This window comes from Providencia manganoxydans, assembly GCF_016618195.1.
GTDB lineage: Bacteria > Pseudomonadota > Gammaproteobacteria > Enterobacterales > Enterobacteriaceae > Providencia > Providencia manganoxydans.
The window spans coordinates 3,864,749-3,891,049 of the sequence record NZ_CP067099.1 but is presented as its reverse complement, the minus strand read 5'-3'; the positions used below and the strand labels follow the sequence as shown (position 1 = coordinate 3,891,049).

20 protein-coding genes are annotated in these 26,301 nt (G+C 38.7%); 12 read left to right on the top strand and 8 right to left on the bottom strand.

From position 1 onward, the window contains the following. The first annotated feature begins 114 nt into the window (after positions 1-114). Complete coding sequence (gene olsF / locus JI723_RS17695; protein WP_070925344.1) at positions 115-1,842, top strand: bifunctional ornithine lipid synthase OlsF; 1,728 nt, start codon at positions 115-117, stop codon at positions 1,840-1,842. Between the two features lie 120 nt (positions 1,843-1,962). Here olsF and yegD read toward each other — a convergent pair whose 3' ends face one another. Next, positions 1,963-3,315: a molecular chaperone gene (yegD, locus tag JI723_RS17690; RefSeq protein WP_337979614.1), complete on the bottom strand. Its 1,353-nt coding sequence runs from the start codon at positions 3,313-3,315 to the stop codon at positions 1,963-1,965. 140 nt (positions 3,316-3,455) lie between these two features. Between yegD and JI723_RS17685 the strand changes: the two genes are divergently transcribed. From JI723_RS17685 to JI723_RS17665, 5 genes are all read left to right on the top strand, one after another. Further along, positions 3,456-4,655, top strand: coding sequence for a nicotinamide mononucleotide deamidase-related protein YfaY (locus tag JI723_RS17685; protein ID WP_337979613.1), 1,200 nt, complete (start codon positions 3,456-3,458; stop codon positions 4,653-4,655). A 420-nt stretch (positions 4,656-5,075) separates the two neighbouring features. After that, the gene (locus tag JI723_RS17680) at positions 5,076-6,044 is read left to right on the top strand and encodes a siderophore ABC transporter substrate-binding protein (RefSeq protein ID WP_140182957.1); all 969 of its coding nucleotides are present in this window, start codon (positions 5,076-5,078) and stop codon (positions 6,042-6,044) included. A 3-nt stretch (positions 6,045-6,047) separates the two neighbouring features. Then, positions 6,048-7,010 carry an ABC transporter permease gene (locus JI723_RS17675; RefSeq protein WP_140182958.1) on the top strand — a complete coding sequence of 321 codons (963 nt, stop codon included), beginning with the start codon at positions 6,048-6,050 and terminating at the stop codon, positions 7,008-7,010. Next, the gene (locus JI723_RS17670; protein WP_140182959.1) at positions 6,997-7,980 is read left to right on the top strand and encodes an iron chelate uptake ABC transporter family permease subunit; all 984 of its coding nucleotides are present in this window, start codon (positions 6,997-6,999) and stop codon (positions 7,978-7,980) included. The genes JI723_RS17675 and JI723_RS17670 overlap by 14 nt, the downstream gene beginning before the upstream one ends. A 1-nt stretch (position 7,981) precedes the next feature. Further along, positions 7,982-8,737 (top strand): iron ABC transporter ATP-binding protein, encoded by a 756-nt coding sequence (locus tag JI723_RS17665; RefSeq protein WP_070925350.1) that lies wholly within the window; start codon positions 7,982-7,984, stop codon positions 8,735-8,737. Between the two features lie 128 nt (positions 8,738-8,865). Here JI723_RS17665 and JI723_RS17660 read toward each other — a convergent pair whose 3' ends face one another. The 3 genes from JI723_RS17660 to JI723_RS17650 all read right to left on the bottom strand — a co-directional run bounded on the left by JI723_RS17660 (position 8,866) and on the right by JI723_RS17650 (position 12,287). Continuing rightward, complete coding sequence (locus JI723_RS17660; RefSeq protein ID WP_070925351.1) at positions 8,866-9,357, bottom strand: RidA family protein; 492 nt, start codon at positions 9,355-9,357, stop codon at positions 8,866-8,868. Positions 9,358-9,520: 163 nt separating this feature from the next. Beyond that, positions 9,521-10,942, bottom strand: a complete 1,422-nt coding sequence (locus tag JI723_RS17655) for an NAD(P)/FAD-dependent oxidoreductase (protein ID WP_319067207.1) — start codon at positions 10,940-10,942, stop codon at positions 9,521-9,523. Between the two features lie 1,024 nt (positions 10,943-11,966). Beyond that, on the bottom strand, positions 11,967-12,287 hold the full coding sequence (locus JI723_RS17650) for a helix-turn-helix domain-containing protein (RefSeq protein WP_319067206.1): 321 nt from the start codon (positions 12,285-12,287) through the stop codon (positions 11,967-11,969). Between the two features lie 517 nt (positions 12,288-12,804). On the opposite strand from JI723_RS17650, the gene JI723_RS17645 reads away from it, so the two are divergent. Continuing rightward, a complete protein-coding gene (locus tag JI723_RS17645) occupies positions 12,805-15,831 on the top strand; it encodes an autotransporter domain-containing protein (protein WP_337979612.1) in 3,027 nt (1,008 codons plus the stop codon). A gap of 55 nt (positions 15,832-15,886) precedes the next feature. On the opposite strand, the gene JI723_RS17640 is transcribed toward JI723_RS17645, so the two are convergent. Next, positions 15,887-17,209: an MFS transporter gene (locus tag JI723_RS17640; protein ID WP_319067202.1), complete on the bottom strand. Its 1,323-nt coding sequence runs from the start codon at positions 17,207-17,209 to the stop codon at positions 15,887-15,889. A gap of 843 nt (positions 17,210-18,052) precedes the next feature. On the opposite strand from JI723_RS17640, the gene dmsA reads away from it, so the two are divergent. The 4 genes from dmsA (at position 18,053) to dmsD (ending at position 22,837) form a co-directional block, all read left to right on the top strand. Next, complete coding sequence (gene dmsA / locus JI723_RS17635) at positions 18,053-20,497, top strand: dimethylsulfoxide reductase subunit A (protein WP_404826921.1); 2,445 nt, start codon at positions 18,053-18,055, stop codon at positions 20,495-20,497. Positions 20,498-20,508: 11 nt separating this feature from the next. Further along, positions 20,509-21,126: a DMSO/selenate family reductase complex B subunit gene (locus JI723_RS17630; RefSeq protein ID WP_070925356.1), complete on the top strand. Its 618-nt coding sequence runs from the start codon at positions 20,509-20,511 to the stop codon at positions 21,124-21,126. Between the two features lies 1 nt (position 21,127). After that, positions 21,128-21,985 carry a DmsC/YnfH family molybdoenzyme membrane anchor subunit gene (locus tag JI723_RS17625; protein ID WP_319067200.1) on the top strand — a complete coding sequence of 286 codons (858 nt, stop codon included), beginning with the start codon at positions 21,128-21,130 and terminating at the stop codon, positions 21,983-21,985. Positions 21,986-22,222: 237 nt separating this feature from the next. Continuing rightward, entirely contained in the window at positions 22,223-22,837 is a 615-nt protein-coding gene (gene dmsD, locus JI723_RS17620; protein ID WP_319067199.1) for a Tat proofreading chaperone DmsD, read from the top strand. A 130-nt stretch (positions 22,838-22,967) separates the two neighbouring features. On the opposite strand, the gene JI723_RS17615 is transcribed toward dmsD, so the two are convergent. The 3 genes from JI723_RS17615 to JI723_RS17605 all read right to left on the bottom strand — a co-directional run bounded on the left by JI723_RS17615 (position 22,968) and on the right by JI723_RS17605 (position 24,477). After that, a complete protein-coding gene (locus JI723_RS17615) occupies positions 22,968-23,297 on the bottom strand; it encodes a hypothetical protein (protein WP_337979611.1) in 330 nt (109 codons plus the stop codon). 422 nt (positions 23,298-23,719) lie between these two features. Then, positions 23,720-23,920 carry a helix-turn-helix domain-containing protein gene (locus JI723_RS17610; RefSeq protein WP_070925360.1) on the bottom strand — a complete coding sequence of 67 codons (201 nt, stop codon included), beginning with the start codon at positions 23,918-23,920 and terminating at the stop codon, positions 23,720-23,722. A 2-nt stretch (positions 23,921-23,922) separates the two neighbouring features. Continuing rightward, the gene (locus tag JI723_RS17605; protein ID WP_319067197.1) at positions 23,923-24,477 is read right to left on the bottom strand and encodes a hypothetical protein; all 555 of its coding nucleotides are present in this window, start codon (positions 24,475-24,477) and stop codon (positions 23,923-23,925) included. A gap of 442 nt (positions 24,478-24,919) precedes the next feature. Here JI723_RS17605 and JI723_RS17600 point away from each other — a divergent pair, with 442 nt between their 5' ends. Next, on the top strand, positions 24,920-26,239 hold the full coding sequence (locus JI723_RS17600) for a polysaccharide deacetylase family protein (protein WP_319067195.1): 1,320 nt from the start codon (positions 24,920-24,922) through the stop codon (positions 26,237-26,239). Positions 26,240-26,301 lie beyond the last annotated feature (62 nt).

Below are 26,301 nucleotides of genomic sequence, written 5' to 3'. Positions count from 1 at the left end.
AAATAAGATTGGGTTGTCATTTATTGAATAACTTCATTATTCTGTCATTAAACTGACATGCTAGCGTCATTACTTTGGCTTAGTTTTGCAATAACTAAGCTAGGAGATATGATAATGTTTAGTTTGGATACTCTGCTGCAAGATGCATTCCCAGACCGAGCGCCTCCCGCTTGGCAACGTAAATTACTCAGAAGCCTGCTATTTGAAAAAGAATTTAAACAATTTGCTGAAGATTATCCGCATCTGAAAGGTTTGGATTTAATTGAGCAAGTAGTCGAGAATTTTAATATTAGTTGTGAACTGGTGGAGGGCGATCTCGAAAATATTCCTTCACAAGGGCCAGTGATGTTAGTAGCCAATCATCCGATCGGTTCATTAGATGGCTTGGCTCTATTACGTACTGTTGCAACCATTAGGCCTGATGTAAAAGTCGTCGCTAATCAGCTTCTAAGTTATATTGAACCACTCAGTCATTTATTTGTTCCTGTAGATAATTTAAATAACCGTACTAGTCGAAAGCAAATTGAAGCCATGCAAACGCATTTAGAGCGGCAAGGTGCCTTGATTTTATTTCCGGCTGGTGAGGTTTCGCGTTTAACGGCTAAAGGGATCCGTGATAGTCATTGGCATACTGGTTTTTTACGTTTAGCCGCGAAAGCGCGAGCACCAATTGTTCCCATTCATATTAGTGGTCGTAATAGCCACTTATTTTATATGACTTCATTTATTTACCGCCCATTGTCGACGCTATTATTAGTGCGTGAAATGTTTAAGCATCAAGGTGGGCGGATCAAAATTCGTATTGGCGGTCGTATTCCATTTGCACATTGGCACGATGGCCATACTCGAGCTCATGATCTCGCTGAGCGTTTTCGACGTCATGTCTATTTATTAGGACAAGGTAAAAGTGGTTTGTTTACTAGCGAAGCGCCGATTGCCTTGCCTGAAGATCGCCTTGAGTTGAAAAAAGCATTAATGGCATGTGAGCGGCTCGGTACCGCACCCGATGGTAAGGCAATTTTTCTGTATCGTCGCAAAAATGAAGCAAGAGCACCGATTTTAAGAGAGTTAGGTCGCTTACGTGAAATTGCGTTTCGTGCGGTTGGTGAAGGTTCTGGTAGGCGGCGTGATTTAGATAGTTATGATGATGACTATTATCACTTGGTATTATGGGATGAAGAAGAATTAGAAATTGTAGGTGCTTATCGCTTTATACCCACCTCGGAGCAATTAACGAATAAAGGTATTGAAAGTATCTATAGTTATACTTTGTTTCATTACGATCAAGAAATGCGCCCGATCCTTGAGCAAGGTATTGAGTTAGGGCGGAGTTTTATCCAACCTGCTTATTGGGGAAAACGTGGTCTCGACTATTTGTGGTTAGGGATCGGGGCATATTTAGCAAAATATCCGCAATATCGTTACTTATTTGGTCCCGTTTCAATGTCAGGAACCATGCCAATTGCAGCGCGTGACCTATTAATTGCCTTTTATCGCCTCTATTTTTCCCCTGAACATGCCATGGCACAATCTCGACAGCCTTATCCAGCATCATTACCACAGGTGCTGGCACAGTTTTCTGGTGATAATTATCAAGATGACTTAATTAGGTTGAAAAGCTTATTGAGCAATATTGGCAGCTCAATCCCAACATTGTATAAGCAGTATACCGAGCTGTGTGAACCCGGTGGAGTACAGTTTATTGATTTTGGTACTGATCCTGCGTTTAACAACTGTATAGACGGATTGGTGCTGGTGGATCTCACTAAGTTAAAACCAACACGTTATCAGCGATATGTGGCGGTGCATTTAGGTAATGAGTCTAAAGAAGCGGAGACGTGACATGTCAAACCATTTATATTGGTGATACTTCAAGTTGCAGCACCTTCCGTTAAGGTATGGTGACTATACTCATTCACTGGTCACCTAGCTGCATCTCGAATTATTTGGAGTCTATATTGATTATTTAAAGCAAATCTCAGCCCAACGAGTGAGGCCTGCGGTCACTGAGCCGAAATCATTACCACGTACAATCGGGATATTAGGCAACTGTTGTTCAATCGCCTGACATAACACAGGCGATTGCGCTGATCCGCCAGTCATAAAAATAGCATCGGGTTGAACCCCTCCTTGGCTTACTGCTTCTTTGACTAACTCAATCATTTTGCTTTTCGGCGATTCAATTGCATCGACCATTTGTGCTCGGCTAATATCAACTTCCAATATTTCATTGAGTAATGCGATGCGTACCAAGTAATTATCGTCTTTAGAAAGCGCGATTTTAGCCTCTTCTGCACGACGAACAAGGCTATAGCCTAATGTTTCATTATAGACTTCGATTAAACGTAATAGCTTCTCAGGCTCTTGTGCGTCTTGGCGTAAGCGATTAAGAGCTGCAAGATTTTGTTTTGCATAGAAATCTTTTTGTGCTTCAACATTATTAATAGCAATTGGGTTCCAAAATTGGCTGATTGGCATTTTGATCCCCGATACCATTTGGCTACTCATGCCAAAGTGATCCATCAATTTCTTTAATGCTAAATAAATATCAAGATCGTTCCCACCAACACGTTGGCCGCTATGTGCTAATAAGCTGTCGGCTCTATCCGTTTTTCCTCTGTAGCTAGGGCCCATTTTGATTAATGAGCAGTCGGTGGTTCCACCGCCAATATCGACGACCAGCACGGTTTGGTCTTGTGCTAACGCGGCTTCATATTCAAGGCCTGCGGCAACAGGCTCAAATTGAAATTCAATATGCCTAAAACCAGCCCGCTTTGCTGCTTTAATTAAGATAGCTTCAGCTTGTTGATTGGCGAGATCACCACCGCGACCGTGGAAGTTGATAGGGCGACCAATCACTGTATCTGTGATGGTGTGCTGAAGCTGTTGCTCTGCGGTGTGTTTAATATTGGCCATCATCGCGCAAACAAGATCTTCAAAAAAACTAATCTGCACTTCATGTAGACCAGATGCCCCAAGAAAGGATTTTGGAGATTTGACATAATAAACATCACGTGGATCTTTAAGGTACAGATCTAATGCAGCTTGGCCGAACACGATGTCTTCCGGTACTAGCTCAATACCTTCTTCGCGGTTATAAGCTATTGAGCGTCTAAGAATTTGCTCACCAACCACGTCGGACGGTGCAATATTTAAGTGGCGAAACAAATGCTCAGAAACCGATTCGCGAGTGGGGGCGCATAGAGTAGAAGGTATGTAGGTGCTATGACCTTCTAATGGTAGTAGGGTCGGTTTACCTTGATCCATAATTGCAACAGCACAGTTTGATGTACCATAGTCAAAGCCAATAAACATTTCACCTCCTCGTCTCTTTGTATTGCTGAAAAAGGCGGCAAACTTTACCGGAAGCGATGGTGAATTGCTACAGGAAAAGTGTGCTTAATTAAGTTAGATTAGTCTAACTACATTTATTAATGACAAACTGAGGTTCCTCAATGCCAATTGTTGAAATGTTAAGTACAGGGGATGAAGTACTGCATGGGCAGATCATCGATACCAATGCAGCTTGGTTGGCAGATTGTTTTTTCCAAGAAGGTTTTCCTTTAAATGGACGAACGACGACCGGTGATAACTTAGATGACTTGGTTAAGACACTGTGCGAACGCAGTCAACATGCCGATATTTTGATTGTTAACGGCGGGCTTGGACCAACCAGTGATGATTTGAGTGCATTAGCTGCTGCGACAGCAGCGGGTGTTCCTTTGGTCGAACATGTGGAATGGATTGCAGTAATGGAACGTTACTTTGCTTCAAGGGAGCGAGTGATGCCGGAAACCAACCGTAAACAAGCATTGTTACCAGAAGGGGCTGAATTAATTGATAATCCAGTAGGTACGGCATGCGGTTTTGCCATGGAGCTCAATGGTTGTTGGTTATTTTTCACTCCTGGTGTTCCATCTGAATTTAAAGTAATGGTCGATGGACAAATTTTGCCACGGCTACGTCAACGGTACCCACTTAGTGAGCCACCTTTGTGTTTACGTTTAACCACCTTCGGCCGTAGTGAAAGTAGCTTAGCAACACAGTTTGATCCGTTATCTCTGCCTGAAAGTTGCGTACTTGGCTATCGTTCTTCCATGCCAATTATTGAATTGAAGTTGACGGGGCCGGCAATACAAAAGCAGTTAATGTTATCGCAGTGGCAAACTATTAAGTCTGAGGTGAATGAAAACCTGATTTTTGAGGGAACCGAAGGCTTACCTAACGTTATCTGTCACGATTTAAATCAACAACAATTACGTGTAGCAATCAGTGAGGAGTTTAGTGCGGGGTTATTGACTTGGACATTGAATTCTGTATCGGCTCCCCTTAATGGCAGCAGTGTGCTCAACCAGCAAGAAGATCAAAGTTTAGTTGCCTTGATAACACGTGCCAGCACGATGGCTAAGCAAGAGGATGCACAAATTGGCTTGGCTGTCGGTGGTCATTATGATGGCTGTTTAAACTTAGCGTTATATACTCCACAACAAAGCTATGCACAGCGTGTTCGTTATATGCCAAGTAACCATAGTACTAAAATAAAACAGGATGTGAGTGTGATGTTGATGCTGGATATGTTGTTACGTTGGCTAAGAGGGCGGAATGTATTTGGTCAATACGAATGGTTAGAGCAGTCAGAGACGTTAGTATTGTAGCCTGAACTATCATAATTGATTACATAGAATATGGATAAGGGACTTCTTAATAGCCTTGATAAATTTAATGAAATAGTGGGCAGCACAAACGTTTTACAATCAATAATTCATTTAGCAATATGTGCGTGTGATTACATTTTTCGCGAATGCAAATGCAAACTAATATCATTTGTGCTAATGACAAGGTAATATATACCCGTCATACTTCAAGTTGCAGCGTTGTTGACTACGCTCACTCGTGCAGTCACATAGTTTTCTATGCTCCTAGCGATTCGTTCACTTGTCGCTTAGCTGCATCTCGAATTATTTAGAGTATAGACGCCATTATTTGTATTATGGGCACAATTAGCACTCAACCTAGGTTGTGAACGATGATGCTAACCGTTGTGTTTATTGAATGAAAAAGACGGAGGTTATTGGATGTTTGTAAAATCATTAACATCAGGGTTGGTATTGTTATCGGCGTTGGTATTAGCGGGTTGTGATCAATCGAAAGAAACGACAACAACGTCCGCACCTGCTGAGAAGCAGGTGATGACAATTGAACATGCGCAAGGTAAAACAGAAGTACCGCGTCACCCTGAAAAAGTGTTTGTAATGAATATGGAAACGCTCGATATCATGGATGCATTAGGTGTTCCTGTTGCAGGCCTACCACAAACAAACGTTCATCTTCCTAAGTTTCTTTCTAAATACAGCGGGACCGAATATATCAACGCAGGGACGCTGTTCGAACCGGCTTACGAAACGATTAGTAACGCTCAACCAGATCTAATTTTAGGTGGCAGCCGTGCTCGTGATGCGTATGACAAATTGAGTGCAATCGCACCAACAATTTCAATGGATATTGATAATAAGCATTTTATTGATAGCTTAAATGAGCGTACTAGCGAACTTGGTGTGTTGTTTGGAAAAGAGCAGCAAGCCGAGCAACTGGTTGCTGATTTCAAAGATAAAATAGCTAAAATTAAACAAAAAACACCTAATGCAGGAAAAGCGATGGTGATCTTGGTTAGTGGTGGCAAGATTTCTGCTTACGGCCCAGGTTCTCGTTTTGGTTTTATCTTTGATGAATTAGGTTTCGAACCTGCTTACGTGTTCCCTGATGATACTGGCAGACATGGTAATATTGTCAACGCAGAGCTGTTAGTCAAGTTAAACCCTGATTGGCTATTTGTGATTGATCGTGATAGTGCAATCGGCCGAACTGATGCTCAGCCAGCAGCGCAAGTCTTGGATAATGCATTAGTGAGAAAAACGTCTGCATGGAATAAACAACAAGTGACTTACCTTGATCCAACAGCGGTTTATATTGCGGGTGGGATCCAAACATACTCTCAATTAATGGACGATGTTAATAACGCATTAGAAAAAAGCCAAACAAATTAATCAATGAAAACGCTTTATCTCTTTTTTGGAATTATCGCATTATTGGTATTAGCCGTGATTAGTTTGTTTATCGGAGCGGGTGACGTGTCACCCGTTTCGCTTTTCACTGATCCAGAGATGCAAGATATCTTTTTTATCAGCCGAATTCCTCGAACCGTTTCTTTAATCCTTGCGGGTAGCGCGATGAGCGTAGCAGGGTTGATCATGCAACTGCTTACTCAAAACCGTTTTGTTGAGCCTTCGTTAGCGGGAACAACACAATCAGCGAGCTTAGGCTTGTTATTTGTGATGGTGCTTTTCCCAGCGGCAGGTATTATGACTAAAATGGTGGTGGCAAGTGGTTTTGCTTTGCTAGGCACCATGTTGTTTATGTTGCTGCTACGTAGAGTAATCTTAAAATCAGCCTTAATCGTCCCACTCGTTGGTATCATGCTTGGCGCTGTAATCAGTGCACTGACTATCTTCACAGCCTACTCTTTCGATTTATTACAATCTTTAGGTGCTTGGATGAGCGGTGATTTTTCTAGCGTTATCCAAGGCCGTTATGAGCTGTTATGGCTAGTTGGATTACTGACATTATTAGCCTGTTGGATTGCCGATAGTTTTACTGTTGCAGGTATGGGGCGTGAATTTGCAGTCAACGTCGGTTTAAATTACCGCAAAGTGATGACGATTGGCCTATCAATAATCGCATTAATTAGTGGTGTCGTGGTTGTGGTGGTAGGTGCGTTGCCGTTCTTAGGATTGATTATTCCAAACCTTGTCAGCTTAGTGATGGGGGATAATATTCGTAAAACACTGCCTTGGATTTGTATTGCGGGCGGCGGACTAGTTTTACTCTGTGACATTATTGGTCGCTTGGTTCGTTATCCCTTTGAGATCCCAGCTAGTGTGGTTTTAGGTGTGATTGGTGCGGTTATTTTCCTTTTTTTATTGTTGAAGCAGCAACGTTATGCAAAAAGTTAATGCGTCAGTGGTGTTACCTAAAAAAAGTATGACACCATTACAAAGAATATGGCTGTTATTAGGGTTATCAATTATCGCTATTGTCCTGTTTATGACGATTAACCTTGGTAATAATCTGGCTTATATTCTACCTCATCGAGGTTATATGGTACTGACGATGATACTTGTGGCATTTGCTTCAGGGGTTTCGACGGTACTGTTCCAAACTATCGCTAATAATAAAATTTTAACTCCCTCTATTATGGGGCTAGAAGCGTTATTCATTTTATTACAGACTATTTTCGTGTTTTATACCGATAGTCTGCCTGCGTCTTGGTTACTGAATATTGGTAAATTTTTATTAGAATCCTCTCTATTAGTATTATTTTCTGTGCTGCTATACCGCTGGTTGTTCGTATCTGCAAAACTGAATATTAATCTAGTACTGATGGTCGGTATTATTTTAGGAACCTTGTTCCAAAGTACAGCGACTTTGTTGCAACGTTTGATGGATCCTAATGAATTTTCGATCCTACAAAGTCGTATGTTTGCCACTTTTACTCGAGCAACACCTGAGTTAATTTTATTTACCCTTGTTATTACCTTGGTTGTCGGTATCTTGTTGTGGCGCATGCGTTATTGCTTTGATGTTTTGGCATTAGGGCAAGCGAATGCAATTAATTTAGGTATTAATTATCGCCAAAAAGTGACGGTGATTTTATTACTTATTTCTATTTTAGTGGCGGTGTCTACAGCCTTAGTTGGACCGTTGACTTTTTTAGGTTTAATGGTCGCTAACCTAGCCTATTTCATCAGTGGTAGCAGCCAACATCGTTATCTATTACCTGTCTCCTTTTTATTAGGTGTGATTGCATTGATTGGCGGGCAATTGATCCTCGATTATGGCCTAAATATGGCAGGTACGCTCTCTGTCGTGATTGAGTTTATCGGTGGCATATTCTTTATTTATATGGTGTTAAGAAGGTTTTAGTATGATTGAAATTAATCAGATATCGAAAAGTTATCAGGATACTAAGGTCTTAGATAACATCACGACCACCATTAAAAATAGTGGCATTACCTCGATTATAGGGCCTAATGGGGCGGGTAAATCAACGCTATTGTCAATCATTGGGCGTCTGCTCACCGCAGACTCGGGGCATGTAAAAGTCAATGAATTAGATGTTGTAAAGACGCCAAGTGATAAATTAGCGACGTATTTATCGGTGTTGCGTCAAGAGAACCAATTTGCCAGCCGATTAACCGTCGAAGAGCTGGTGGGGTTTGGGCGCTTTCCTTATACTAAAGGGCGCTTAACTATTGATGATAAAAAGAAAATTGATGAGTCACTCAATTTTTTAAATTTATCTAATTTGCGTTATCGTTATTTGGATGAATTATCAGGGGGACAACGCCAACGTGCTTATGTCGCAATGGTACTGTGCCAAGACACGGAATATGTGCTACTGGACGAGCCACTTAACAACCTAGATATGAAGCATGCAGTGATTATGATGAAGTTGTTACGCCGTGCCGCAGATGAATTAGGTAAAACGATTATCTTAGTGATCCACGATATTAACTTTGCGTCAGTTTATTCAGATCATATCATCGCGATGAGAGCGGGGAGATTGGCTTATCACGGTGCGCCGAATGACATTATGAAAGCAGAAATTATCGAAGATATTTTTGACACGCCGATCGAAGTAAAATCCGTCGATAATAAGTTAATTGCGATGTATTACTAGGGGGGTATTTATCTTTGCAGGTAAGTTTTGATGTGAATTAAAGCCATTTTAGTCAAAGGAAATAGGCTTGCCACCTAGATAAGTTAAGGATAAAGCCGCGTTCAATATCTTGAAGCGGCTTTATAAAATTATTTCTTAGGGCGAACAGCAGTCACTTCGATCTCTACACGCCAAGCTGGATTTGCTAATTTAGCCACTTGGAATGTTGAACGAGCAGGTAGATTCTCTGATTTGTCATTATAGAATTTTGAATATCCAGCCATAAAGCCAGCAAAATCCATATTTCCTTGGGTTTCATCACCACCGACCAAGAAAACTTGCATTTTGACAACATCATTCATGGTCAGACCTAATTTTTCTAAGTGGTCTTTGATTTGATTCATGATGTTAACAGTCTGAACTTCAGTGTTACCGTAAGACTCTAAAACACCTTCAGGTGCATCTTTAGAGATCTTAGTAGGAACTTTCCCGCTTAGGAAAATGATATCATTGTTAGCGCTAATTTCTACGGATTCAGCGATAGGCATTCCTTGTAGCTTATGGGTTTTAACACCTTCAGCATTTGCACTTGCTACACCCAAAATCAACGGAAGGGAAAGCAGTAAAGTTTTATAGCGCATGTAAGCTCCTTAACATTATCAAAATTATATACTCTTCATAATTCAAGTTGCAGCCTTTCCCATATAGGGAGTGACATCGTTGACTCACACTAGTCACCTAGCTGCACCTCGAATTATTTAGAGTACATTAAGTGTATAAATACTCGTAAAAAAAGCGTTCTTATTACTCAGTAAAACGAGATAGCCTGTATGGATGTGGATCGATAACGGGTTTGGTATCCATTAATAGATCCGCAGTCAGTTGACCAGACGCAGGGCTTTCTGTCATACCCCAACCTGTTGCTGTATTGATAACAAGGCCCGGGTATTGTTCAATTTTAGAGATGATTGGTATTTCATCATCTGTTGGGCTAACGGTACCACCCCAACGTTCAACTACTTTAGACTCTTTAAATACTGGGAATTCTTTTCTCAGTCGTTCCAGTACTCCATCAAGATGTTCAGTATTTGGTGTATTGGTTGCGGTACGGAACTCTTCAAATGGTGTCTTCTCATCTAATTGCCATGAAGTTGCCATGGTAAATGAGTTAAAGAGATCTTTACCGATAGAGAATTCTAATGGCAGCTCACCACCTTGTAGCAGGTGCATAAAGCGTGGCCCTAGCAGGAAGCTATCTTTAACAATTGAGCTGGTGAAGATGCGAGGAGCAACTGCATAAGTCCCATCAGCTTGTTCACGGAAGTGGATACCATTTGGTAAGTGTACGTTACCTTTTGGTGCACCAGGTACGCCAGTAATGCGTTGCTGAGACAGATAAACGTTCAGTGTTGGAACATCAATACCAAGGTTGCCCATAAATAGGCGAGACCAGATACCGCCGGTCAGAACAACGTTAGAGGTTTTGATTGAGCCTTTTTCGGTGACAACATCAGAGATTTTGCCGCCAGCTGTTTCAATACCGCGTACTGCACAATTAGTGTAGATGCGGATACCCAATGATTTTGCGTAGTTAGCCATCGTTGGTGTCACAACTTCAGGGTCAAGGCTACCTGAGTCTTCTTCAAAGCCAGCGATTTTCCAAGGTGTTTGAGCACCGGCAAGGCGTTGAGCTAGCTCATCACCTTCGATCATACGGGTTCTAAGTGGAGTGTCGAAACCTGGATTTTCCGCTGTTTTTCTGATCCACTCTCTTGAGATTTCTAAGTCTTCTTCACTAGAAGGAACCTCTACACGGCCTTGAACACGGAAACTGGTGTCAGCACCAATTTTTTCATTCATGCCATTCCATAAAATTTTTCCATAGTGGTGTAATGGAAAAATCTCTGGCGAGGTTTTGTAGCTAATAATTTGGCTATAGGCACGGCCTGATTGCTCGCCACCTACAACGCCTTTCTCGCAAATAACAACATTCATTCCTCTTTCTGTAAGATTAATTGCAGTCATTATTCCTTGAAGGCCGGCACCGATAACTACGGCATCAGCAGCTTTTGGTAATGCGCCTTCAGTACCTGCTACCGCAGGAACACGAGATTTAGTAGTTTCAAAACGACCTTCTCTGCGGATCATTGGAACAACCGCAGCACCCCCTGCGAGAACACCCGCAGCACCGACCCCTAAAAGTAGTTTTCTTCTCGAGATTTTCATCTATAACCTCAATAATAACCTTAGTTTTTATATAGTAAATTATTACAATTTAAGATAATCATATTACCATAATTCACTGTATTGTTAATTAGGGGTATTATTTGTTAATGATATTAAGTGAAATGCTAATATTCGTAACCGAATATAGTCAAGCCTGTAAAGGCTTTACGCGGTTTCTTGATAAAAAGGGCTATTTTAAGGAAGGAAAAAACGCAGGTTAATGTCAGATTAAGTGTACAGTCATTATTTTTCTGACTAAAGTAAAGTTAAAATTAGTTTCATTTGGTAAGTAATAAACAAAAATACTTAAATTAGCCAAATAATGTTCAGTTTTTTATTATGTGTTTAATCGATAAGGTTTGATAAATAACGTAATAAATTTGCGGCTTCAATGAATTTAATTTGCCTTATGGATTGATGGTGTGGTTGAAAAATAACTTTCTATTGCATAAGGTTTTCTAAATATCACTATTTATGTGGTTTTACTTATTTAAAATGATATTTTGGTTTTGTCTTGTTTTTATATTTAAATAGCGTCACATGTTGTTTACACTATTTTTTAATAAAATAGATAAATATATTTATCATAATTTTTTCCTTTATATACAATTGGTTGTTGTTTTCTTATTTTGTTTAAGTACGTGGTTAGTCATTTTTACTGATAAATTTATTAAATTTGAATCTAGTTGTTAACTCATTCTGTAAAATATACTAACAATTTATTTGGGGTTATTGTGAGTACCAAATTCATTAATATTGGAAACAACCTTTTTATTCCAATATTAATTTCGCTTGTTTTTTGAGTAAATATTGTATCTAAACTAAGCTAATTCGCGAGGAAATTAATGATACTCCCTACTGTGAGTGATTTTTGGGAAAATACTTTCATTTAAAGCCTTTTTGTCGAATTCGCGGTGCAAAATAGCGATGAATAAACATAGATTTGTTCTATATTGGTTTATTATTTTGCTGTCGCAATAAAAATGAATTTATGAACAAAAGTACGCGGAATAATTAATCGTATTTAACAGCTTTTATCTTTAATAAAGTGTTTAATGTATTGGCTTAGCGGTGGTGGGCTGGATAGTGTTTCTGGTTTATTGCTAATACTACCATGGTACTCGTGGAAAATTTTTTGCATGAAAGTTAATCCATCCTGATCTAGGGTTAATAAGAATCGGTGTAATAGATCAAGTGTTAATGGTGTTATGCCATTCTCATAACGAGAAATTTGTTGTTGGCTAATTCCCATTAACTTTGCGAGTTGTTTACCCGTGATGTTTTTTTCTTTTCTTGCTTTGCGTAAAAAAAGACCTGCTAATGCAGTCAGTCTATTTTCTTCCATATTCAGTTTCTATCAAATTTTCTGTGTGAAGGTAATGTCATGGTTGGCTATATATAGCATTTACTATAGCGAGTTAATACCGGATGTAAAAATGTTTGTATCTAATTAGATGGTGATTTTTGATAGGTTAATTCTATCATACATGTATTTTCGATCGTTTTTTTCGATGTAAATGGTTTGTGTAATCTCATTTTTTTTGTTTATTGAAAGGTTAAATATATGATAAAAATAGTCATTTTAGGAGTTGTTTTTATCTTAAATTCTAATTATGGTTTTAAAATTAATGTAATCGATCTTTAATTTTCTTTTGTTCGATATTAAATTTTTGAATCATTTTGTTTCAATTTATTACTAATTGAAATGATTTTTGTGAGGCTAAAAAGAGGGAGACGCAAAGTGGATAGGCTTTTTGTGCTTTTGTAGCAATAATTTTTCATGTACCACGTTATTTAATTTTTTAGTCATATTTCGACGATATTGTTTTGCACCTACAATATCTGAATATGGCTAATTTATAATGTTTATTTCACGAAAAGAATGCTTACTTATGTTAGTGTTAGGTGCATTAGCACCTGCTTATGCAGTCGAAGAACGGATCATAAACGCAACCGAATTAATTATTAGTTTTAGTCAATTAAATAATACCGATGCAGGAAAAAATATTTTAAGTCAAAATATTGCAACAGTTATCTCTATCAATAACTCTTCTACTGAAGAACTACGCCAACAAGCGATTTATGATAATACCATTGCTGCATTGTTTGGTTCTATGTCAAATGGCTTACTGGTTTCTGATGCTTTAGGGGAAACAATGAGTCAGATATTTGCTAAAAATAATAGTATTAATGAGAACATGTATAGTGCTTCAATATTCTCATCAAGTTTCGAAAAACTATTATTTGAAGCTAATACACTGACTCAGGAAAATACGACCTTTGCTAAAAATTTTTATGCCAATGGGAGTATTGATGGCGATCTTAATAATCTCGCAACGGATATTACATTGCCTGAAGATGGTTTTTATAATATTTATGATATTGCTTACCAACCGGATAATGAACATAAAAATACAGTGGGGAACTCTCGTCCAGTTCAAGTCTCTGCTGATAATATCGAAAGTTTTGATGGTATAGATTTTTTTGGTCATGTGGTTGATGGACAAAATGATATTTTATCTACGGTGGTCAGTAATGCCGCCTTCCCTAGCGGCCACTCAACATTTGGTTTTACGACAACGTTACTGTTTGCTGAAATGATCCCTGAATTATTTCAAGCATTTTTATATCGTGGGGCTGAGTATGCTAACAGCCGTGTAGTGTTGGGAGTGCATTATCCTCTAGATGTCATTGGAGCGCGTATAATGACACTCTATACGTTAACGCAACTATTGAATAACAACCCTGATTATTTAAATCAAGATACCGTATCGTTGTTAGGGCAAACTGTAACAACATCAAATGATTTTCAATCATTAATAGCAGATGCACAATTGGATCTGCGCTCACTACTTGAAATGGGATGTAATAGCACTATCGCTGACTGTATTGTCGATAACAGTACTGCTGATGAGTTGCAAAAGAAAAAAGAACAATATACATGGAGCTTAACTTATGGTTTATCTGCGATTGGCCCAACAGATTTAGCTCCTGTTGTTCCTGAAGGTGCTGAAATATTGCTTGCAACTCGGTTTCCTTATTTAACTAATGAACAAAGGCGAGATGTTTTGGCGACAACTGAAATTGAATCAGGCCACGCCCTAGATGATGGTTCTGGTTGGGCTAGGTTAAATTTATATGCAGCCGTGGACGGTTATGGAGCATTTAATGGTGATATCCATATCATCATGGATAGCAGTAAAGGTGGTTTTAATGCCTATGATGTATGGGGAAATGATATTACTGGTGATGGACACTTTATTAAAGATGGATCAGGTGCTCTTGAACTGACTGGTAACAATAGTTTTTCAGGAACGACAACAGTTATGGAAGGTGGCCTAATTATTAATGGCTACCATGGTAATTCACTCGTTAATGTTCAAGATAATGGGATCCTTTCAGGCACTGGCACCATAGGTGCATTGAATGTTGAAAAAGGCGCAGTCATTGCTCCGGGTAATAGTATTGGCACTTTATCTGTGAAGGGGGATGTGATATTTGATGAAGGCGCTTTCTATTTAATGCAATATTCCCTTGATGGAGGGAATGATTTAATTCAAAGCGATGGTATGGCACAAATTAATAATGCTGACCTTATTATTTCTCTCTCTGAATGGGGTAATTTACTGCAATATAACAATGTTAATAGCTTTCTTAATCAAGAGATGACTATTTTAACAGCGCTGAAGGGGCTAAGTGGTGAATTTAATCAGTTAGAACCTTATTCTTTATTTCTAGACTCGTCATTAAATTACACAGAGAACTCTGTCATATTAAATTTTAAACGTAATGATGTTCTCTTTACCGATATCGCTTTGACTAAAAATGAGCGTTCTATTGCTAGCGCTATTGATTCAATGGCTGCCGGTCATCCTATCTATGAAAGTATGTTGATACTAACTAATGAAAATGAGGTTAGAGACATATACCATCAATTATCAGGTCAAATTTATGCGGATATCACTTCTGCAATGATTAATGATAGCTACTATTTACGTGACACACTCAATCAGCGGCTATTGCAATCCAGTGGTCGTAACGTCGCACCGGATATTAAAGTAAACTCAAGTGGTGCTTGGGCTAAAATACATCGTGCTTGGGGACATGCTTCAGGAACTTCGAATTCAAGAGGTTATCGAACATCAAATTATGGTGTGTTATTAGGTATTGATTCCGTTTTTGATCATGGCTGGCAAGGGGGGATAGTAACCGGCTATACACAAGCAACAGTTGACAATGGCTATCGTACGAATGCCGAAGCTCATCAATATCATATCGGTGTTTATGGCAGTAAAAATTTTGATAATGTGATGATACGTTCTGGTGCGACATACTCTTTATATAATATAGATACTCAACGTTCTATTCAGTACTACGAACAACAGGATTATTTAACAGGTAATTATTCAGCAAATGTCTCGCAAATATTTATTGAGGTGGCACAGAAGACTACCTTTAACAATGTGAACATAGAGCCTTTTTTTAATCTGGCTTATGTGAATATGCGAAGTACTGATATTAACGAGATGGGAGGGATTACAGCATTGCATGAAAATAAACAAAGTGCAGATGCTAAAATATCGATATTAGGATTAAGAGCGGAAACTGAATTACCAATAGGGCAATCATTGTACTTAAATCTTCATAATGAATTGGGTTGGCAGCACCAACTTGATAATGTTAATCGAGATATGTCTTTGGTACTGAAAGGATCAAATCAACATTTTACTGTGAGTAGTGTCCCTGCCTCAAGAAATGGTGCTGTAGTAAACGTTGGTGCTGATTTGTTCATGAGCAAAAATGCTAAGATATATTTAGATTATTCAGGAAGCTTATCTTCAAACTATCAAGATAATAATGTTGCTCTTGGGATTAACTGGACGTTTTAAAAAATAAATTAAAAGGTTTATAGCGAAATATTGCTATAAACCCTTTTTAAGCTACCTAGTGTTTATCATTTAAATATTTAGGTTCTTTAGGTAATTTAAAGCAACATAACAAACAGATAACGAGTACGACCATGACATAAATAAAGAATGCATTTTCTGCGCCACTGGCTTTAAATTGTAATGCAACAGACGGGGCTGAGCCGCCAAATATTGCATTACCAATAGCATAGGAAACACCGACCCCTAGCGCACGTAAGTGAGGGGGAAACATTTCTGCTTTTACCAACCCACTAATCGACGTATAGAAGCTGAGTAACATCATTAAAAATATTAACAGTAAGGCGATAATGATAGGGGATTGAGCGAAATGGCGCATGCCTAATACCATCACCGGATAGATAAATATAATCATCGACAATGTGAAAGTGATCATAGCTGCGCGGCGACCTATTTTATCGGAAATGATACCAAATAATGGTTGAGATATCATGAAGACAAACAATGAGGTGGTCATGATATAGCCGACGACTTTACTATCAATACCGATGTTGGTGAGATAGGTTTTTGAGTAAACGGTAATAATATAAAAGCATAAAGATCCTGCCGCAGTATAGCCAATAACTAATATAAAGGATTGCCAATGCTGTTTTAGTAGGGCAATTAAAGATCCGGATTCTTTAGATTCTGATGCATCATTACTTAATGTTTCATCTAACCGTTTTCTCGCAATCAGCGACACAATAGCTGCAAAGCCGCCAAGAACAAACGGGATCCGCCAAGCGCCATCATGCAATTGTTGTTCGCTGAGAAATGCTAACATGATGACACTGAGCAAACTGGCAAGTAATTGCCCGCCAGACAGAGTGACATATTGGAATGATGCAAAAAAGCCCCGTTGCCCTTTAAGACCGAGTTCGCTCATATAGGTTGCAACAGCACCATATTCACCGCCAACAGATAAACCTTGCAGTAGGCGTACTAACAACAATAAAAGAGGCGCTAACATACCGACCTGTGCATAAGTTGGGAGAGCAGCAAACAGGAAAGAACTGAAGCCCATTAAATAGATTGAAGCGACCATTGAGCGCTTTCTGCCATGTCGATCGGCGATACGCCCAAATAACCAACTACCAATCGGGCGCATAAAGAAACTTGCAGCGAATACTCCCCAAACATAAATAGATTGAGTGAGCGGTTCCATCGTTTGTGGGGTGAGTGCTTTGGTAAAATATGCAGCAAACACGGCATAAATATAAAAATCAAACCATTCAACCAAGTTGCCCGAAGCTGCCCCAACGATCCCACGAATACATTTTGCTTTTGCGTTTGCATCTAACGAGGCATCGGCTTTTTTTGCACCAACTTGAGATATTTCCAATTTATCACCACCGCAACAAAATTAACAATAATTTAACTAATAGCGATATTCACTTATCGAGTCAATATTTGACCGCTCATTAAATTAAATATTGAGATCAACATCCTGTTTTTAATGTCTCTTTTAGATAAATCATAGTGTTTAATTTTAATAGTAACTCTGTGTTTTAAAAGGTTTTTTTAAGTGTTTTATTTAGTTGTTATTCTAAATTTAATTTGCTCAGACTTTAAGCAGATAAAATTGGATTAATCCTAATAGGTTGTCTATAAATCTATAGATAAGTCTAAATAAGATTTTGTTTGACGGAAAACACTAACGGCCTTATAGCGCAAGGGAAAAGAGAGGGTTAAATCTAATTAAGTTTATTTAAGGAGAAAATAGAACATTTAAGCTAGGGAATGAAAATGGAAATTATTTCTATTTAAATACCTTTTATTAAGTTTTTGTTAGCTAATTGATATGTGAATATTTGTTAACATCAAGTTTTTGCGCATATCATGATATATTAAATCAGAAGCTGTTTTCCTTGTATATTGTTATCTCCTAGCATCAATTTATCATTTCTTTTTTTTATAAAAACACGCGCTATATATTTTATTATATAAATAACATTGATAATTGATATGTTAAGTCAATGATTTTGTGTGATTCATTGACTTTATAATCGGTGCATTTATTGATGTAAGACAATCTCTTAAATTTAATGATAGGTATTATTAATCATATCAAAATTTAATTACCTTCAATTATGCGGGCAATCGTTTTATTGAGAATAGCACGCATCATATTTGATAGAAATCGCTACTTCTAACACTTTAAAAAAATTAATTGAGTGAGTTATGTATGGCAAATATGAAAGAGAAAGCATCGGTTTTTGCTCCTCTGACCCGTCGAGGATTTGTTAAGGCAAGTACGATCACGGGTTTGGCTGCGGCGGCTGGGGGATTTTCTCTTCCATTTCGCGCTTCAGCAGCGACAGAGCAAAAAGTAGCAACTCCAATAGCAGATGAAAAAGTCGTTTGGAGTGCATGTACTGTAAACTGCGGCAGCCGCTGTCCATTGCGCATGCATGTGGTTGATGGCGAAATCAAATACGTCGAAACCGATAATACAGGTGATGATGTTTATGAAGAGTTGCATCAAGTGCGTGCGTGTTTACGTGGGCGCTCTATGCGTCGCCGTGTTTATAATCCTGACCGTCTACGCTATCCAATGATGCGTGTAGGTAAACGTGGCGAAGGTAAATTCAAACGGATCAGTTGGGATGAGGCTTTTGATGTCATTGCCGACAACATGAAACGTTTAATTAAAGACTATGGCAATGAGTCTATTTACCTCAATTACGGTACTGGTACCTTGGGTGGCACCATGACCAAATCATGGCCGCCAGGAGCTACCTTGATCGCCCGATTAATGAATTGTTGTGGTGGCTATTTAAACCATTATGGTGACTACAGTACCGCACAAATCGCCGCAGGTTTAAATTATACCTATGGCGGCTGGGCTGATGGTAATAGCCCTTCTGATATTGAAAATTCTAAATTGGTCGTGATGTTTGGTAATAACCCCGGTGAAACACGTATGAGTGGCGGCGGGGTGACTTATTATGTTGAACAGGCTCGCGAAAAATCCAATGCTAAAATGATCATCATCGATCCTCGTTATACCGACACAGGTGCTGGTCGTGAAGATGAATGGATCCCTATTCGCCCAGGAACTGATGCGGCATTAGTCAGTGCGCTTGCTTATGTCATGATCCAAGAAAATTTAATTGATAAGCCGTTTCTTGATAAATATTGTGTCGGTTATGACGAAACAACAATGCCCGCAGGCGCACCTGAAAATGCGCACTACAAAGCTTACATTCTTGGCGATGGGCCTGATGGTCAACCAAAAACGCCTGAGTGGGCGGCTGCGATCACGGGGATCCCCGCATCACGGATCGTAAAATTAGCGCGTGAAATTGGTACAGCAAAACCTGCTTATATTGTGCAAGGTTGGGGTCCACAACGTCGCTCTAATGGTGAATTAGCTTCTCGCGCGATTTCAATGTTAGCAATTCTGACGGGCAATATTGGTATTAATGGCGGTAATACGGGCGCTCGTGAAGGATCGTATAGCATTCCTTTTGTTCGTATGCCTACATTAACTAATCCAGTGACGACCAGTATCTCTATGTTTATGTGGACGGATGCAATTTTACGTGGCCCTGAAATGACGGCGACTCGTGATGGTGTTCGTGGTAAAGATAAACTAGATGTGCCAATTAAAATGGTATGGAACTATGCAGGCAACTGTTTGGTTAATCAGCACTCGGAAATTAACCGTACTCATGACATCTTACAAGATGAGTCGAAGTGCGAGATGATTGTGGTGATTGATAACCATATGACAGCGTCTGCAAAATATGCCGATATCCTACTACCTGATTGTACAGCATCAGAACAGATGGATTTTTGTATGGATGCTTCTGCTGGCAACATGTCCTATGTCATTTTTGCCGATCAGGCAATTAAACCGCGTTTTGAAAGCCGCAATATCTATGAAATGACCAGTGAAATTGCTAAACGTATGGGCGTTGGTGAGCAGTTTACTGAAAATCGTACCCAAGAAGAGTGGTTACGCCACCTGTATGAGCAGTCTCGCGCTGCATTGCCTGAGCTACCAACATTTGAAGAGTTCCGTGCGCAAGGTATTTTCAAAAAACGTGACCCTAACGGCCATCATGTGGCTTATCAGAGCTTCCGTGAAGATCCTGTTGCCAATCCACTAACCACACCTTCCGGCAAAATTGAAATTTATTCAGCACAGCTGGCGGAACTGCAAAAGACATGGGAGCTGAATGCAGGGGATGAAATACATCCATTACCAATATATTCCGTTGGCTTTGAGCAGTACGGCGACCCATTAATGGAGAAATACCCATTACAGTTAACCGGTTTTCATTATAAGTCACGTACACACTCGACGTACGGTAACGTTGATGTATTAAAAGCGGCATGTCCTCAAGAGCTATGGATTAACCCTCAAGATGCGGCAAAACGCGATGTAAAACATGGCGATTTAGTGCGTATATTTAATGATCGTGGTGAGGTTCGCGTTAAAGTTAAAGTGACACCGCGTATTCTGCCAGGCGTTGTAGGTCTCGGTGAAGGTGCTTGGTATGACCCTGATGGGAATCGAGTGGATCATGCAGGAAGTATTAATGTATTAACCACGCAACGTCCATCGCCTTTGGCGAAAGGTAACCCATCACACTCTAATCTTGTTGAAGTTGTGAAAGCTTAAGGATGCCAGTTATGTCAACGCAATATGGTTTTTATATCGATTCAAGTCGTTGCACTGGCTGCAAAACCTGTGAGCTAGCGTGTAAGGACTTTAAAAATTTATCTCCGGAAGTTAATTTCCGTCGTATTTATGAATATGCGGGTGGTGATTGGACAGAGCAGGATGGCGTATATGGGCAAAACGTATTTGCTTATTATTTGTCGATTTCCTGTAATCACTGCGACGATCCTGCCTGTGCAAAAGTATGCCCAAGTGGGGCCATGCATAAACGCGAAGACGGTTTCGTGGTCGTTGACGAAGAAGTTTGTATTGGTTGTCGTTATTGCAGTATGGCTTGCCCTTATGGCGCACCGCAATTCGATGAAGTGAAAGGTCATATGACCAAATGTGATGGCTGCTATGAGCGTGTTGCTGAAGGTAAAAAGCCAATTTGTGTCGAGTCTTGCCCATTGCGTGCATTAGATTTGGCGCCAATCGAAGAGCTACGGGCAAAATATGGTAATTTGGCCGAAATCGCACCGTTGCCATCTGCGGAATATACTCATCCAAACATTGTTTTAAAATTGAATGCCAATAGTCGTCCTGTCGGTGATACCACCGGGCATCTGGCTAACCCGGAGGAGGTATAATATGGGATCGGGAATTCATGAATGGCCATTAATGTTTTTTACTGTTATAGGCCAAAGTGTCGCGGGTGCTTTTGTCATGATGGCAGCGGTACTATTGAGTGGAAAGTTATCGGCTGATCTAAATCGCAGGGTACATTACAGCATGTTTGGACTCTGGCTATTGATGGGCATTGGTTTCTTATTATCGACTATCCATATGGGGAGCCCATTACGCGCTTTTAATGCATTTAACCGCTTAGGAGCGTCTTCGCTAAGTAATGAAATTGCCAGCGGAGCTTTATTCTTTGCATTAGGTGGCCTGTATTGGTTATTAGCGGTGTTGAATAAAATGCCAGCCGCATTGGGTAAGCTATGGTTGATCGTGGTAATGGTTTTAGCAGCCGTATTTATTGTAGCCATACCACGTGTTTACCAAATCGAAACGGTGCCAACATGGAATAATAGCTACACCATAATCAACTTTGTATTAACGGCATTCCTTGGTGGGCCAATATTAGCTGCACTCTTACTGCGAATTGCTAGATTCGACTTACAATGTATCCGTCGCGTGCCTGCGTTAAGTATTGTGGCATTGTTAGTGAGTGTAGCAGTGGCTATTTCACAAGGCTTTGATCTGGCTAGTATTGAAACGCCAGTACAAAGAGCGGTTGATTTGGTTCCTGATTACGGGATCTTGATGGATATTAAGATCGTCGCAATTGCAATGGGGTTGGGCTGCTGGATCATGCCGTTAGTGGCAAGACGTAATCCCTCCGTTCTGAATATGATAATAGGTTTTTTATTCGTATTTGTAGGGGAAATTGTCGGACGCGGTGTTTTCTATGGTCTGCATATGACGGTGGGTATGGCTGTTAATTAATATACTCTTAGGCTTAGCAATCTTGTTGCTAAGCCTGTATTCTCTCACATCAGTCACATAGTTATAGGTTTTAGGGGATATATATCCGTTATCTTTCAAGTTGTAGGATTTTTCGTTAAGGCATAAGGGACTAAGCTCCCGACTATTTTCGTTTGTCGCCTACCTGCAACTCGAATTATTTAGAGTATAATCCCTTTTATTATTAATAGTTATATAAAAAGTGAATAGAAGCACATCATGAACGAACAATCTTTGAACAATATTTCTTTGACGGCGCGGGTTCTTGGCGCCGCGTTCTATTATTCGCCAAATGAGGTGCAAGACATTATTGGCTTACTGTCATCACCTCAATGGGCTGAAGATTGGCCATATGGTTCGGCAGAGCAAAAACAGACTATTGGCCGTCAATTAGCTGTTTTGCAGACAGATAATGAAATCTTAGATGAAGCTTATCAGCGGCTATTTATTGGCCCTTACGCATTGCCATCACCGCCATGGGGTTCTGTGTGGCTAGATAAAGAAAATGTCATTTTTGGTGATTCCACACTGCAATTACGTGAATGGATGCAACATAATCACATTGATATTTGTTTAACGCAAAATGAACCTGAAGATCATTTTGGTTTGATGTTGATGATGGTGGCATGGGTTGCTGAGAATGAGCCGCTTAAATTAAATGAGTTATTAGCTCAGCATTTATTGCCTTGGGCGTTTCATTATCTCAATAAACTGCAAGCTAATGCCAATTTTCCATTTTATGTGGGGTTGGCAGAGTTAGCGCAATTGACGCTGACAGGTTGGCAGAATTCATTAAAGATTGATGTGGCCGACAAAGAGATCTTTTTCCGCTAGAAAATATGAGTGAACGATATAGCCATTTTAATGGCTATATCGTCATTGTTATTAAATAATAACGTTTGTTATTTGAAATAATGGCTTTTCTAATTCAACATTTTTGAAGTGAAAAATATTGATACAGCTATTAATTAAATGGAATTATTATACCCAAGTTATCTGAATAGTGATTCAATGCTCGAGTTCCCCCTTGATAAAATTGCTCTTGTCGGTCATCAAGATATTGTCTGTATTCTTGGTTATTAGTTACATTAAAATTAAAGTATTTTGATTGATTTGTGTTTTTAATCATGTAGTTGTTGGATGGTGACTCACCGAGCTTCCCATTGAAAATCAAGGGGTCTTTCTTTGGGTAAATATAGTTATAAATTAATTCATTATTATTGTTTAAATCATTCAAAGCAAAGCTATGAACTGGAATAAGAAAGGTCATGAAAATAAATAGTAATTTAATCATGTTTAAAGTCTCATATCAACTTGGGTTAGAATGTAGTGTGTTTTTAGTTTAATAACGCAATTAAATTAAGCGGCTGTAATAAATTTTTTCTATTGATTTTTTTATTGTTAAATATAAGCCCTCAGAATTATTTTTATATTTTAAATGAGAGATAATATCTCCGTTTGAAATATAGTTAGATGTATTGTAATTCAAAATGTAGCTACCTAACGAATAATATGATAAGTATAAAAACAGTGCAAAAATAAAGTATTTTATTTTCATTTTTAAAAGCTTATTAACGATATGTATAAGATAGCATTTTTATTTAATTTTGTTATTTTTATAAACGAGTTGTTTGGTTTAACTATTTGATATATGGTGATTTTTTATTGTACCATCATTTTTTGTAAGTAATTTTTATCAATAATCTTAATAAAGGTTTAAGTATATTTAATAATATCTCCAGGCTGACAATCTAAAATTTCGCATAGTTTTTCTAGTGTGGAAAATTTAATTCCTTTTATTTTCCCATTTTTGAGCAAGGATAAGTTTGCCTCGGTGATACCTAGCTCTAAAGCTAAATCCTTTGATTTTATTTTTTTCTCAACCATCAAAACATCTAGAGTTATTATTATAGGCATAGTTATATATACTGTTGATTTTCATCACTAATTTTTTTTGCTTCTTTCATTATTAGTGCGAGAGAGAGGATCATAATGCCGTAAATTATCTCACGCATTGCATTTAAAGAAAACCCTAAATAAAAGACAAAAATGCGTTCACCAGGCGGTAAACTTATTGATAATGCTAAACTTGTTAATGAGCCTAACATGCCATTCACGATAGGTGTTATGACTGCTAATATTCCACCAATAAAGAGTGTTTTGATATTTCGTTGTGTCCAAATTTCGCCTTTTGATGCTTCAAAAAAGAAATAACCAACAAAAAATAGGCTTATAGAAGAAATTAAAACAGGAATATGTGTTAGTAGCATTAGTAATATTACACTTATGGAACTTAGTTCGATACTCTTGTCTAACAACGTCGGATCAATGTTTTCGATTATCCCGTACAACATTTGTTCTTTTTGAGTTGCCCAAAAATAGTAATCACAAACTAGATCTGCGATTGCCATTATCCAAATTATAAAAGCGACTGATTTAGAATAAAAAAATAATTTTTTCTTACTTTTGCTCATTTCCGTTTATCCACATAGACCTTGCGTTAGTACATTAATTATCAAATTATAATAAAAAATTATCGTAGTAAAGAAAAAAATTATCGTTTCACGATAATTTTATTTTCTGTATATGCGGTGTTTAAGAATGAGGTTTATAAATTTGAGTTAGGTTGAGTTGTTTTGTCTGGCCATGATGGAAAATATATCAGTTGTGATACCAATTTGACGGAAATAGGGAGGCCATATCCGATTATTTTTTCTTCGGGGTATAGGGGGAATCAAAGAGTCGGTTTAAAATCTATTTGTCTTATTTCGAGGTTGTAGCACAACTTGTTGAATTATCGTGTTCGCTATTGAACATATAGTTTGCCAGCGCTAGTGGCTTGTTTGCTGATTGCTTAGCTACTCCTCGTATGATTGAGAGTATAAACTGTGTTTGAATAGTCATAATAGGTAGGATATGCGCAATCAGTTGTGGATGTTGGTCGTTGCTTTTATTTTTTTATTGATACCGAAATCGTATGCACAGGTATTGCCACATAGTACCAAGGATTGGCAACTTGCAGACATCCCTCCAACACTTATGCAAGTCAAACAAGATGAGGCTATTTTTGCTCCGATTGCGGGTGAAATGAAGGCAGTAGCGGAGCTTTATGCAGAACATGGCTTTTATTTGTATAGTCCCGCAGGTGATTACCGACCGATGCAATTCGGTAATGATTATGCTTACGTGAATGTCGACGCAATATCGACTCAAAAACCACGCTTAGCCCCTGTAGATGATCGGCTGAATGATTTAAATAATCCAATTTATGATTATTTACTGACAACGCAAAATACCCCGGTTTACCGTTCCGCTAAAGAAAGCAACCAGCCAATCGCGATGTTGTTCAGTAATCTGCGCTACCCAGTGTTAGATCGTATGATCAAAACGGAAAAAGGGGGGCAGAAGATAGCATGGCTGATTATTCGTTTAGGAGATCGCTTAGGCTATATCAAATTAGCGGATGTTGAGATGGATAAAGGGATCCCAATTTTGACCTATCACCATCTATTAAGAAACAGCGAAAATAAAAAATTTCAGCATACTTCGACGACGACTTCAGTTGAAGCATTTCAAACGCAAATGAATTATTTGAAGCAAGCGGGTTACCAGACATTAGCTTTGGAAGATATTGAAGGTTATCTAAATAAGTCTGTGAATTTACCCGCCAAATCGGTCGTGCTTACTTTTGATGATGGCTTAAAGTCAGTTTATCGCTATGCGTATCCGATTTTAAAAAATAATCAGCAGCAGGCGACCTTATTTGTGATTTCATCACGAGTCAAAACAATTCCTCAAAAATGGAGCCCAGATGGGTTGCAATTTATGAGTAAACAAGAAATTAAAACCAGCCAAGATGTCTTTAATATTCAGTCGCATACGCATTTTTTACATAAGTTAGATTACCGCAATAGCCCAATTCTATTTAGCCGCAAGGAACATACTATTTTTCTCGATTTCCAACGTTCTATGCGGGTATTACAGAAGTTTGAGCCAAACCAACGTTATTTAGCTTACCCATTTGGTGGTTTTAATCAAACTGCCATGATAGCGGCAAAACAAGCGGGGCTAGGCCTTGCTGTGACAACAATTCAAGGTAAGGTTCATTTAGGTGATAATCCATTTGCGCTAAAAAGACTTTATGCACTGAAAACAGATCCCATTGAGAAATTTGCCCAAATGGTTGGTAATAGTGGTGATGAAATTATCAATCAAAACATTGTGGTAGATAGATAGTAAGATTTAATTGATACGTTTAAATATCATATTCAGACAATAAATCACAAGGATTAAGTCTT